Origin of the sequence: Klebsiella sp. CN_Kp100 (assembly GCF_040065315.1) — a bacterium.
In the GTDB taxonomy this organism is placed as follows: Bacteria; Pseudomonadota; Gammaproteobacteria; order Enterobacterales; family Enterobacteriaceae; genus Klebsiella; species Klebsiella oxytoca.
In genome coordinates this window covers 14,057-27,169 of the sequence record NZ_JBEAIJ010000035.1, presented here as the reverse complement: position 1 = coordinate 27,169, position 13,113 = coordinate 14,057, and the positions used below count along the sequence as shown (strand labels likewise).

At 50.9% G+C, this 13,113-nt stretch carries 10 protein-coding genes; 9 read left to right on the top strand and 1 reads right to left on the bottom strand.

Going from position 1 to position 13,113, the window contains the following annotated elements:
* The first annotated feature begins 127 nt into the window (after positions 1-127).
* From alkA to asmA, 4 genes are all read left to right on the top strand, one after another.
* On the top strand, positions 128-976 hold the full coding sequence (alkA, locus tag ABLV12_RS12705) for a DNA-3-methyladenine glycosylase 2 (RefSeq protein WP_348867094.1): 849 nt from the start codon (positions 128-130) through the stop codon (positions 974-976).
* A gap of 114 nt (positions 977-1,090) precedes the next feature.
* A complete protein-coding gene (udk, locus tag ABLV12_RS12700) occupies positions 1,091-1,732 on the top strand; it encodes a uridine kinase (RefSeq protein WP_004103715.1) in 642 nt (213 codons plus the stop codon).
* Between the two features lie 90 nt (positions 1,733-1,822).
* Entirely contained in the window at positions 1,823-2,404 is a 582-nt protein-coding gene (gene dcd, locus ABLV12_RS12695) for a dCTP deaminase (RefSeq protein WP_004103714.1), read from the top strand.
* Between the two features lie 27 nt (positions 2,405-2,431).
* A complete protein-coding gene (gene asmA / locus ABLV12_RS12690; RefSeq protein ID WP_335270562.1) occupies positions 2,432-4,279 on the top strand; it encodes an outer membrane assembly protein AsmA in 1,848 nt (615 codons plus the stop codon).
* A gap of 174 nt (positions 4,280-4,453) precedes the next feature.
* Here asmA and ABLV12_RS12685 read toward each other — a convergent pair whose 3' ends face one another.
* On the bottom strand, positions 4,454-6,040 hold the full coding sequence (locus tag ABLV12_RS12685) for a TerC family protein (RefSeq protein WP_160887805.1): 1,587 nt from the start codon (positions 6,038-6,040) through the stop codon (positions 4,454-4,456).
* 986 nt (positions 6,041-7,026) lie between these two features.
* Here ABLV12_RS12685 and galF point away from each other — a divergent pair.
* The 5 genes from galF (at position 7,027) to ABLV12_RS12660 (ending at position 13,103) form a co-directional block, all read left to right on the top strand.
* Positions 7,027-7,923 carry a UTP--glucose-1-phosphate uridylyltransferase GalF gene (gene galF, locus ABLV12_RS12680; RefSeq protein WP_016809217.1) on the top strand — a complete coding sequence of 299 codons (897 nt, stop codon included), beginning with the start codon at positions 7,027-7,029 and terminating at the stop codon, positions 7,921-7,923.
* A 459-nt stretch (positions 7,924-8,382) separates the two neighbouring features.
* Positions 8,383-9,012: a phosphatase PAP2 family protein gene (locus ABLV12_RS12675; protein WP_032728473.1), complete on the top strand. Its 630-nt coding sequence runs from the start codon at positions 8,383-8,385 to the stop codon at positions 9,010-9,012.
* A 1,004-nt stretch (positions 9,013-10,016) separates the two neighbouring features.
* A complete protein-coding gene (locus ABLV12_RS12670; protein WP_196551262.1) occupies positions 10,017-11,456 on the top strand; it encodes a capsule assembly Wzi family protein in 1,440 nt (479 codons plus the stop codon).
* A 73-nt stretch (positions 11,457-11,529) separates the two neighbouring features.
* Positions 11,530-12,669, top strand: coding sequence for a polysaccharide export protein (locus ABLV12_RS12665; protein ID WP_032728467.1), 1,140 nt, complete (start codon positions 11,530-11,532; stop codon positions 12,667-12,669).
* Positions 12,669-13,103 carry a protein tyrosine phosphatase gene (locus ABLV12_RS12660; protein WP_071996427.1) on the top strand — a complete coding sequence of 145 codons (435 nt, stop codon included), beginning with the start codon at positions 12,669-12,671 and terminating at the stop codon, positions 13,101-13,103. Before ABLV12_RS12665 ends, ABLV12_RS12660 begins: the two co-directional genes overlap by 1 nt.
* Positions 13,104-13,113: the final 10 nt, after the last annotated feature.

The window sequence follows — 13,113 nt, the reverse complement described above, 5'->3', positions numbered from 1 at the left end:
AAATCCCCATGCCGGTGAAGAAGGGGGGCGACTTTAGCGGATCGACGGCACTGCGACAACTGGAATTTAAAAGCAAGGCGCGTCCGGCGCGGAGCCGCTATGATTGAAACGCTAAAAAGGAGAAATGATGACGCTGCTACCCTGGAATCCCCCCTACGACTGGCATTGGATGTTCAGCTTTCTTGGCGCTCGTGCGGTGCAGGGGATTGAAACCTTCGGCGACGATGGCTATCGCCGCAGCTTTGCCCTTAATGGCTGCGCCGGGCTGATTACGGTGATGCCGGATGAGGGCGCGCAGGGCATGCGGGTGACGCTTTCCGCCGGACTGCAGCCGGTGGCGGACGAGTGCCTGATGCGGGTGGGGAGATTGTTGGACTTATCCTGTGACCCGCAGCAGGTTGCCTTGACGCTGGGGGCGCTCGCGCAGCCGAGGCCGGGGCTGCGTTTGCCGGGCTCTCTCGACCCGTTTGAGCAAGCGGTACGCGCGGTGCTGGGTCAACTGGTCAGCGTGGCGATGGCGGCAAAGCTCACCGGGAAAGTGGTGGCCGCCTTCGGAGAACCGCTGGCCGACGCGCCGGGTTTTTACCTGTTTCCCGGCGCGCAGCGGCTGGCGCAGGCCGACCCGCTGGCGCTAAAGGCGCTGGGCATGCCCCTGCGGCGCGCGGAGGCGCTGGTACACCTGGCGCGGGCGGCCATCAGCGGCGATCTTCCGCTGGTGGCGCCGGATAATATCGACGCCGGCATGAAGCAGCTGCAGACGCTGCCCGGCATAGGCCGCTGGACGGCCAACTATTTCGCGCTGCGCGGCTGGCAGGCGCCGGATATCTTTCTGCCGGATGATTATCTGATTAAACAGCGTTTCCCAGGTATGACGCCGACCCGTATTGCGCGCTATGCCAGCCGCTGGCACCCCTGGCGCTCTTACGCTTTACTCCATATATGGTATACGGAAGGCTGGTCGCCGGAGCCGGAATAGACCCGAGCGGCGCTTAGCACTGGTATCGACGCGCTGAAATCCCTATAATTGCGGCGTTTGGCGGTCAACCGCCACCCTTCCTACATTCCCAGGTTAATCAGGTCGCAAAAATTTATGACTGATACGTCTCATCAGTGCGTCATTATAGGCATCGCCGGCGCATCGGCTTCGGGCAAAAGCCTTATCGCCAGTACGCTTTATCGTGAATTACGTGAACAGGTCGGCGATGAACATATCGGCGTTATTCCGGAAGACAGCTATTACAAGGATCAAGGTCATCTGTCGATGGAAGAGCGGGTAAAAACCAACTATGACCATCCGAGCTCCATGGATCATAGTCTGCTGTTTCAGCATTTACAGATGTTAAGAAACGGCCAGCCGATAGAGCTGCCGGTGTATAGCTACGTTGAGCATACCCGTATGCCGGAAACCATTCACATTGAACCGAAGAAAGTCATCATTCTGGAAGGGATTCTGCTGCTGACCGATGCCCGCCTGCGCAACGAACTCAGCTTCTCCATATTCGTCGATACCCCGCTGGATATCTGCCTGATGCGCCGCATCAAGCGCGACGTTAACGAGCGCGGGCGGTCAATGGATTCGGTGATGGCGCAGTACCAGAAAACGGTGCGCCCGATGTTCCTGCAATTTATCGATCCTTCCAAACAGTATGCCGATATTATTGTGCCTCGCGGCGGTAAGAACCGTATCGCCATCGATATACTGAAGGCCAAAATCAGTCAGTTCTTTGAATAACACCAACGAATTGTGTAACGTGCAAAGAGAAGCCAATTTGCCCTTATCCCCGGAAGGCGTAGGGGCGCAATGCCTTAAAGGAGAACGTTCATGCGTCTGTGCGATCGAGATATAGAAGCCTGGTTGGATGAGGGCCGGCTGGCCATTAATCCGCGCCCGCCCATTGAGCGCATTAACGGCGCGACGGTCGATGTTCGGCTGGGAAATAAGTTTCGCACTTTCCGCGGCCACACGGCGGGATTTATTGACCTGAGCGGCCCCAAGGCGGAAGTCAGCGCGGCGCTGGACCGGGTGATGAGTGAAGAGATTGTTCTGCCGGATGGCGAAGCGTTCTTTTTGCATCCGGGCGAACTGGCGCTGGCGGTAACCTATGAATCAGTCACTCTGCCACCGGATCTGGTCGGCTGGCTTGACGGGCGCTCTTCGCTGGCGCGTCTGGGCTTGATGGTGCACGTGACCGCACACCGTATCGATCCGGGCTGGTCCGGCTGTATCGTTCTTGAGTTCTATAATTCAGGTAAGCTGCCGCTGGCGCTGCGTCCAGGGATGCTTATCGGGGCGTTAAGCTTTGAGCCTTTATCCGGGCCGGCTCTACGTCCTTATAACCGCCGCGAAGACGCGAAATATCGCGATCAGCAGGGCGCGGTAGCGAGTCGAATCGACAAGGATTGATAATTTTAGCGGTTTGCTGAGGATGCCATGAGACGAATTCTGACCACGCTGATGATCTTACTGGCGGTTGTTGTCGCCGGTCTTACCGCGCTGGTATTGCTGGTCAACCCCAACGATTTTCGCGCCTATATGGTGAAAGAGGTAGCGGATCGCAGCGGCTATCAGCTCGAACTCGATGGTCCGCTGCGCTGGCACGTCTGGCCGCAGCTCAGCATTCTTTCAGGCCGCATGAAGCTGACCGCGCCGGGCGCGGAGGAGCCGGTTATCCGCGCGGATAATATGCGCCTCGACGTCGGGCTGCTGCCGCTGCTTTCTCATCAGCTGCAGGTCAAGCAGGTGATGCTGAAAGGCGCGGTGATCCAACTGACCTCAAAAACCGAAGCCGTACGTAGCCAGAGCGCGCCGGTTGTCCCGCACGACAACACGCTGCCTCAGGTGCCGGAGGATCGCGGCTGGTCGTATGATGTCGAAAAACTGCAGATTGCCGACAGCGTGCTCTTCTTCCAGCATGAAGATGGCGAACAGGTTACGGTGCGCGATATCCGTCTGCAGATGGAGCAGGATGACAGCCATCGCGCGACGGTCGATTTTTCTGGTCGGGTGAACCGCGACCAGCGGGATTTGGCGCTCTCCTTCTCCGCCCAGGTGCAGGGCGGCGACTATCCTCACTCTTTGAAGGCTGATTTTTCACAGCTCAACTGGCAGCTTCGCGGAGCAGAACTCCCGCCGGAAGGGATGAGCGGCCAGGCCAGCCTGCAGGCGAGCTGGCTGGAAGATGCCAAAAAGCTCAGCTTCGATAACCTGAACGTAACGGCAAACGGCAGCACGATTACCGGCAGCGGCAGCGTTGTGCTGGGCGATCGGCCTGACTGGACGCTTAACCTTCATGCGGGCACGCTGAATCTTGATAACCTGCTTTCGCGTGGCGCTGCAGCCAGCAATAATGGCGTCAACCAGCAAGGCCAAAGCCAGACCCGGCAGCTCCGCCCGGTGATTGCCGATAACGATTTTCAGCGGGATTACAGCTCACTGCGCGGTTTTAACGCGCGGATGACCCTGGCGGCGGACCAGCTGCAGTGGCGGGGCATGAATTTTACTCAGGTTAAAAGCGATATCAGCAACCAGCAGGGGCTGTTGACCATTAACCAAATGCAGGGGAACCTGGACGGCGGACAGCTTTCGCTTCCCGGCTCGCTGGACGCGCGCGGCGAGACGCCGCATGCCTCGTTTAAGCCTCAGCTCGACAACGTTGAGATAGGCACGATTCTGCAAGCGTTTGATTACTCGATTAACCTCACCGGCAAGCTTTCGCTGACCGGCGAATTTTCCGGCGACAAGATTGATGCTGATGAATTCCGCCGCAGCTGGCAGGGGCAGGCGCAAATTCAGATGAAGGATACGCGCACGGAAGGACTTAACTTCCAGCAGCTGGTGCAGCAGGCCGTCGAGCGCAGTACTAACGTTCAGGCCCAGGAAAATTACGATAACGCGACCCGACTCGACGACGTCAGTACCGAGCTGCAGCTGAATAACGGACTGGTTACCTTAAAGGGTCTGCAGGGGCAGTCTGAACTCATGGCATTGACCGGTCAGGGCGAGCTTAACCTGCTGAAAGAAGAGTGCGATATGCGCTTCAACGTTCGGGTTCTGGGCGGCTGGAAGGGTGAGAGCAAGCTCATTGACCGTCTCAAACAGACCGCGATCCCTCTGCGTATTTATGGCAACTGGCAGACGCTGAGCTACAGCCTGCAGGTGGATCAGATACTGCGTAAGCAGCTGCAGGATGAAGCTAAAAAGCGGCTTAATGAATGGGTCGAACGCAATAAAGATACCCAGGATGGTAAGGATGTGAAAAAGCTGCTCGACAAACTATGAGTCTGGCAGCGGTCACGGGGTATTGAGGATTCGCGTCACGTTCGGGGAAGGTATCACTCTTTGTCGGCCGGGTAAGGCGCCAGCCGCCACCCGGCTTTAATTTCAGCGCACTATCAGCCACCGTTTTGTTACGTTACCTTTCGCCCGGCTTTTTAAACTTCACATATGAAGGCGCTACACTTCATAGTCCAGTTCATCTTCTTCCTGCGCCGGCGGCACAATCAGTACTTTTTGCACGCGATGGCTCTCTACCTGCAGCGTGCGCAGAACGTAACCGTCAATATTCACCTCTTCACCTTCCTGCGGAACATGCTGCAGATACTCCATCAGCAGACCGGCGACGGTATGGTATTCCCGCTTGTCATCCAGCGGCAGGGGCACGTACTGGACCAAATCTTCCAGCGGCATATGTCCATTAACCGTCCAGCTATCGTCACTGTTTTTGTGAATATCATGGCGAGCATCTATCTCTTCCACTTCATTTGGCAGATTACCGGCGATGGTCTCCATCACGTCGCTGAGCGTTACTATCCCCTCTACGGAACCGAACTCATCGACCACAAAGGCAAAATGGGTTCGGGCTTTACGGAACTGCTCCAGCGCAGGAAGCAGCGGCAGCGTTTCCGGGAACACCAGCGGCTGACGGAGCAGGGCCTGCAGATCGAGCGGTTCATTACGCAGCGATTGTTGCAGAAGATCGATCACGTGCACGACGCCGAGCATATCTTCATCATCATTGCCGCCGGTTACCACCAGGCGGGTATGCTGATTTTTGTCGAGTAAGGCGCGAATCTCTTCTTCCGGAGCGCTGAGGTCAATATGTTCAATATCATGGCGCGAGGTCATTATGCTGCTGACGGTGCGCTGATTGAGATTGAGAACCCGCTCAATCATCCGCCGTTCCTGAGGATTAAACAGCGGGTTATCGTCACGGTCGGCAACCAGCGAGGCGGTATCGCTATCCAGCTCGCTATTGTCCTTGCGGCCGCTCAACAGACTCATTACCGCTTCAGTGGTTCTCTGACGCAGCGTCAAGTTGGCCGAAAGAAAACGATGGCGGTTAAAAATCGCCAGCTGATTAAAGGACTCGATCATGACCGAGAAGCCAATCGCTGCGTACAGGTAGCCTTTCGGAATAGGAAAGCCGAAGCCTTCGGCAATCAGGCTAAAACCAATCATCAGCAGGAAGCTGAGACAGAGAATGACGATGGTTGGATGACTGTTAACGAAGCGGGTCAGGGCTTTACTGGCCATCAGCATCAGGCTAATGGCAATAATTACCGCCGCCATCATCACCGCCAGATGGTCAACCATGCCGACCGCGGTAATAACCGAGTCGAGGGAGAAGATGGCGTCCAGCACCACGATTTGCGCGACCACTCCCCAGAATTTCGCGCCTTTGCGCTGAGTGGGATTATTGCTGTCCTTCCCCTCCAGCCGTTCATTAAGCTCAACGGTGGCTTTGAAAAGCAGGAATAAACCGCCAAACAGCATGATCAGATCGCGAGCGCTAAAGCTCAGATCGTGCCAGGTAATCAGCGGTTTGGTGAGCGTCACCAGCCAGGAGATTGACGCCAGCAGCAGCAGACGCATTACCATTGCCAGCAGCAGGCCGGTGACGCGCGCGCGGTCTCGCTGAGCGGGAGGAAGTTTTTCCGCGAGAATGGCGATAAAGACCAGATTATCAATACCAAGTACCAGCTCAATAACGACAAGCGTTATGAGCCCGGCCCAGATCGAGGGGTCGGCAATCCATTCCATATTTAGTTAAAACCTTTACAACCTAAGAGTGCCATGTACAGATCATGGATAAGCTATAGTTAAAATGCAATATTTTCTGCGGCGATTTGCCCGCGGTCAAAATCCGCGCGCCGATGAGTCCCGCTATTAATATAATCAGTTGTTCAGAATATAACCTTATTTAACCATAAGCTTATAGGGTTCTACTTATTTGCTCTGGTGCGAATTTTCATCAATAACAACCGCCAGCATCTGCCGGATGAAAAGCCAGGTTTTATGGATGTAAGCGAAGCGGCCGCGCAGAATATCGGCGCAGAAAACCTGGATTGAGCACACGGGCAATGGAAAACTCTATCAATAGATTTGATGTATATAACAGCGCTTTCCTGGAATTTAGATTTTTATACTACTTAATGTCGTGGCTTGCGGCAGATCAATTTTTGCTGGACGATATTGTGAGGGTTATATGTGATGCAGAACAAAAAAAGCCATAGTGAAGACTATTAATCGCCTGCAGCATAGGCTGGATCTATATGGGGATGGCCGCCACTGGGGTTGAAGTCAAGGATATGGCCTGTTTCGCTGAAATTTAGCCGTTTTTGTGTGCGAAATAATTTTATATTCAATATAAGCGATTATTTTGGCTAATTTTATGATTTTTTGCAGTCACTTGTTCTGTGTCAACTCTTGTTGAAAGATAACAAGGTATCAAATGGGAAATGATGGACCAGCGATGAATGTCATTACGCCGTCTTATGGTTAATAGCTAATAGATAGCTGGCATAAGTCTTTGTAAGTATGAGTAATAATGTCTGTAAAGTTGCGTTTGAGAATTTTCTTAAATCGACCTATTGGTCTGTAGATTTTACGTGTATTCTTAAATTCAGCATGTAATTTCAGAATTTGACGGACAGTATGGCAGGTATCAAGCGTGTATCATCATGGATAAATGCCAGTGATACATACAATCTGACAGGAACTAAAGATTAATAACCATACGGGTGGATATGAAAATGGTGAGTTTGAAAGCAGTTATACCGGTAGCAGGACTAGGGATGCACATGTTGCCCGCCACCAAGGCCATTCCGAAAGAGATGCTGCCGATCGTCGACAAGCCTATGGTGCAGTACATTGTTGATGAAATTGTAGCTGCTGGCATCAAGGAAATTGTGCTGGTTACCCATTCATCCAAGAATGCGGTAGAAAACCATTTCGACACCTCCTATGAACTGGAAGCGCTGCTGGAGCAGCGCGTCAAACGTCAGCTTCTGGCCGAGGTACAGGCTATTTGCCCGCCAGGCGTAACGATTATGAACGTGCGCCAGGGTCAGCAGCTGGGTTTAGGTCACTCCATTCTTTGCGCGCGCCCGCTGATTGGCGATAACCCGTTTGTGGTGGTGCTGCCGGATATCATCCTTGATGATGCCAGCGCCGATCCGCTGCGCTATAACCTTGCCGCTATGGTCGCGCGTTTCAATGAAACAGGTCGTAGTCAGGTTCTGGCAAAACGTATGGAAGGCGATCTTTCCGAGTACTCGGTCATTCAGACCAAAGACGCGCTGGAAACGGCGGGTCAGGTGGCGCGCATCGTCGAGTTCATCGAAAAACCTGATGAACCGCAAACGCTGGATTCAGACCTGATGGCAGTAGGGCGCTATGTGCTTTCTGCTGATATTTGGCCGGAGCTGGAGCGTACTGAACCCGGCGCATGGGGCCGTATTCAGTTAACCGACGCCATCGCTGAACTGGCGAAAAAGCAGTCGGTTGATGCGATGTTGATGACTGGCGAGAGCTACGACTGCGGGAAAAAAATGGGCTATATGCAGGCCTTTGTTAATTATGGTCTGCGTAACCATAAAGAAGGCGCAAAATTCCGCGAGAGCATTAAGAAGCTGTTAGCGTAATTTTGCCATCAGCAACCTAAGCGTACGAGGGTAAGCGGTTCGCATGATCTGATGATGAACTCTGGGATTCGGGACCGTTTACTCTTTTTAATACAATACGTCACGCTTTAAGGCTTGTGTAGAAAAACAAAGGGTTAGATTTTGCTTTGTTATATTGTATCGTTGAAAAGTGCGGTAAAGGTTCGGAGACTTCTGGTAGTCGAATAACATGTCGCATGGTGAAATGGTGTGACTAGCAAAATTTCATCTTTGCTGATAATTACTTACTAAGATTTTTCTTATGTAAATAGCCCTGAGTCAAGTTGTCAGACAAAAATAAAACTTGACTGAGATCATGTTTGCGCATTAAACAACGGTCATGCATGCATATAAATGTGAAGTGACTGATTGTGTATGCCCACATAAATGTCGCGGAAATGACGTTACGGACTGGAGAGATCGTCAAAGGATGAAAGGTAAATGAACTGGCAGGTTGTCACTTTTTTTGGCGATAGCACCGTACTGTTACCCAGTGCGGCCGTGTTGTTTATCGTTCTTTTTCTGCGCAAAGATTCAAAGCAGGTCGCCTGGCACTGGGCGCTGCTGTTCGGCATCACTGGCGCCATTGTCTGCGCATCAAAACTGGCATTTATGGGTTGGGGTATTGGGATTCGCGAGCTGGACTTCACCGGCTTTAGCGGGCACACCGCATTATCTTCAGCTTTCTGGCCAATTCTCTTATGGCTGCTGTGCGCGCGTGCTACACCAGCTCTTCGTATTGCTTCTGTCGTATTTGGTTATGCATTAGCCGGTTTGGTCGGCTATTCCCGCCTGGTGATCCACGCTCATTCAACGTCTGAAGTGATTGCCGGTTTACTGCTGGGAACCGCAGGCAGCGCATTGTTTCTGCTGCTGCACCCGCGCACCCGCGGCACTCATACAGCGCAGTTATCATGGGGAGGGCTGGCAAGCGTGGTCATCATCCCGGCGCTGCTGTTGAATACCGGCGCTAAGGCGCCAACGCAATCGCTTCTGGGTGATATCGCAGTGAAGCTTGGCCCGCTGGAGAAACCTTTTACCCGGGCCGATCTGCACAAGCGCTTTTACTGAAGCAGAGGCGACTGGGAAAGGTCATGAATTCAGACAGGCGCGTGATGTGTTCACAATATAGTCAGTATGAAATGATAGGGTGAAAAAGCCTTCATAAGCACTATTTCATATTCATGAAATAAATTGGTGATACGGCATTCTGCGCAATAATTAGCATAATGATAATCAGCCAGGATGTTTCCTAAATAAGTTCTCTGGCTAAATATCGAATTTATTAATGATAACAACACACTGGCATAATCCTTTTTACTATTAAATTTTGTAGTTGACTAACCATAATTAATTGGAAACTAAACCAACACTGTTTTTGTGGTAAAAAGTTAGTGAAATCATAATGTTGAGATTAAGTTGCTGTCTGGTGCCGATCGCCGTTTTAGACGTTTAGTGTCAAACAATAACGTTATCGTCGTTATGGTTCATGCCGTTCGCGACGTCGCTAATAATTCGAGATTAGACTCCCAATTGAGGGCAGAATCTCGTAAACTTATGGCCGCGAAATTGATTGCTTTGATGGATTAATCGCCGATTCACTTGAATCCGGCGGTTGAAATTATATGGAAAGAAGTACAGTGCATTGGTAGCTGTTAAGCCAAGGGCGGTAGCGTACCTGCGGGCTGGCATTTTCTGCATATCACATCTCATTTCATGCGACCGAAATTCCTAAAGTGGCCTTCATCCAGGTGATTATCTTCATAACCTGTATATAATTGCGAGTTTGTCGCCACCTCAGAGAAGGTTCTGCAGGGCTGACAAGAGGAAACTGCGGGTATGATGCGCGATGGAATGGCCTTCAATAACAATTTCGCATACATTGAGTACTGCAGGTAGAGCCGTATGATGAAAACGTCTGTTGGTATGTGATTCATAACACATGCTTCCGTTTTCTCCGGTCATAATCTGCAGATCGAACATACCAAAGGTTGGCGTCAGAGGGCGCTGCATCTATCAGTGTTCCCCTTGTCGCGCCAGCTTGCGGAAACGGGGCTTAAAATGGATCTTGTACAATGATAAAAATCGCGCGAATCGCACTCGCACTAGGGCTGCTTACTTCTGCTAGCTCACTTGCCTATGCCTCCGGGTTGGTAATGAACGACAACGAACTGCGCAACGATCTGGCGTGGCTCTCCGACCGCGGCGTTATTCACCTCAGCCTGTCGACCTGGCCGTTAAGTCAGGAAGAGATTAATCGGGCACTAAAGAAAGCAAAGCCCTCTTATTCATCCGAACAGGTGGTCCTGGCGCGAATCAACCAGCGCCTCGATTCTTTGAAAGCTGATTTTCGGGTCAGCGGCTATACCTCAACGGATAAGCCCGGTACCCCGCAGGGATTTGGTCAGAATCAGCCTGCTGACAGCTCTTTATCGTTAGCTTTCAATAACAGCGGCGAGTGGTGGGATGTTCACCTGCAGGGAAACGTTGAGGGCGACGAACGCATCAGCAATGGTTCACGTTTTAATGCTAACGGCGCCTACGGGGCGGTTAAGTTCTGGAACCAGTGGCTTTCCTTTGGACAGATGCCGCAGTGGTGGGGGCCAGGCTACGAAGGCAGCCTGATTCGCGGTGATGCTGCCCGTCCGATGACCGGCTTTTTGATGCAGCGTGCTGAACAGGCCGCGCCAGAAACCTGGTGGCTGCGCTGGATCGGCCCATGGCAGTATCAGATCTCCGCCAGCCAGATGAATCAATATACCGCCGTTCCGCATACCAAAATTATCGGCGGGCGTCTGACGTTTTCTCCTTTCCAGTCCCTTGAACTGGGCGCATCGCGCATTATGCAGTGGGGTGGGGAGGGGAGACCGGAGTCGTTAAGTAATTTTTGGGACGGCCTGACGGGTAAAGATAATACCGAAGCAAATGATCCCAATGAACCAGGCAACCAGCTTGCTGGATTTGACTTTAAGTTGAAACTGGAACCTACGCTGGGCCTGCCGATCAGCTTATACGGTCAAATGATTGGCGAAGATGAGTCCGGCTTTTTACCTTCAGCGAATATGTTCCTTGGTGGAGTCGAAGGCCACCACGGTTGGGGTAAACATGCCATCAACTGGTATCTGGAAGCTCACGATACCAGAACCAATATGAGCCGAACCAACTATAGCTATACGCACCATATCTATAAAGATGGTTACTATCAGCAAGGTTACTCACTCGGCGATGCTATGGGAGGCGATGGTCAACTCTTAGCGGGTAAAGTCGAACTGGTGACAGAGGATAATCAGCGCTGGAGCGCGCGTTTAGCGTATGCGAAGGTTAATCCAGAAAATCAGTCAATCAACAAGGCGTTTCCTCGCTCGGATACATTAAAAGGTGTGCAACTGGGCTGGGGTGGCGATGTGTACAAATCGGTACGACTGAACACCTCTCTCTGGTATACCGATGCGAACCATAATGATAGCGATGATGTAGGCGTAAGCGCCGCAATTGAAATTCCTTTTAATTTATAGCCTTAACACAGCTTCTGGAATTAGACTGTTGTTTGGGGATTAGAAACTTTTGGTTTACTGATGATGTGACATTATGAAGAAAAAAATTGTTAGATTTTCGGCATTGGCAATAGCGATAGGCTTTTTATCAGGCTGTACCATTTTGCCGGGACAGGGGTTAAATAGTCTGCGTAAAAATGTAGTTGAGTTACCGGATAGCGACTACGATTTGGATAAACTGGTGAATGTTTATCCGATGACTCCAGGGCTGATAGATCAACTTCGCCCCGAACCAGTTATTGCACGTTCAAATCCTCAGCTAGACAGCTTGTTAAAAAGCTATGAATATCGCATTGGGGTGGGCGATGTGCTCATGGTTACGGTATGGGATCACCCGGAGTTGACAACGCCCGCTGGTCAATATCGTAGCGCGAGTGACACTGGTAACTGGGTGAATTCTGACGGGACAATTTTTTATCCTTACATAGGTAAAGTTCAGGTAGCTGGAAAGACTTTAAGTCAGGTTCGCCAAGATATTGCAAATCGTTTAACAACATATATTGAAAGCCCTCAAGTTGATGTCAGCATAGCTGCTTTCCGTTCACAAAAAGTTTATGTGACAGGAGAAGTTACAAACTCAGGAAAACAAGCGATTACAAATATCCCTTTAACTGTGATGGATGCTATTAATGCGGCTGGGGGGCTAGCAGCTGATGCTGACTGGCGAAATGTTGTTCTGACTCATAATGGTAAAGATACAAAGATTTCCTTGTATGCGCTGATGCAGAAAGGCGATCTTACTCAGAATCATTTATTATACCCTGGCGATATACTATTTATTCCGCGTAATGATGATCTCAAAGTATTTGTTATGGGAGAGGTAGGTAAACAGAGTACGCTTAAGATGGATCGCAGTGGTATGACTCTTGCAGAAGCGCTGGGTAATGCTGAAGGCATTTCTCAGGAGATGAGTGATGCTACAGGTATATTCGTTGTCCGTCAGTTAAAAGGTGATAAGAAAGGAAAAATTGCAGACATCTATCAGTTAAATGCACAAGATGCTTCAGCAATGGTTCTTGGCACTGAATTTCAGTTACAACCTTACGACATTGTATATGTAACAACTGCTCCTCTTGTACGCTGGAATCGAGTTATATCCCAGCTCGTGCCCACCATATCCGGTGTTCATGATATGACTGAAACAGTGCGATATATTAAGAGATGGCCTAACTAATGTTTGATTCAATTTTAGTTATTTGTACGGGGAATATCTGCCGTTCCCCAATTGGCGAACGTTTATTAAGACGACTACTACCGAGTAAAAGGATTGATTCTGCAGGGGTAGGCGCGTTAGTTAATCATGCAGCAGACGAATCCGCCATTCGAGTCGCCGAAAAATATGGGCTTTCGCTCGACGGACATAGAGGTGCAAAATTTACCTCCGCGCTAGCGCGACAGTATGATCTTTTACTCGTCATGGAATATACTCATCTAGAACAAATTAGCCGGATAGCACCTGAAGCACGAGGTAAAACTATGTTATTTGGACACTGGCTTGATAGTAAAGAAATCCCAGACCCGTACCGCATGAGTGATGAAGCATTTGACTCGGTATACCAATTGCTTGAGCAAGCAAGCAAGCGTTGGGCTGACAAATTAGGTGAATAAATTTCAGGAA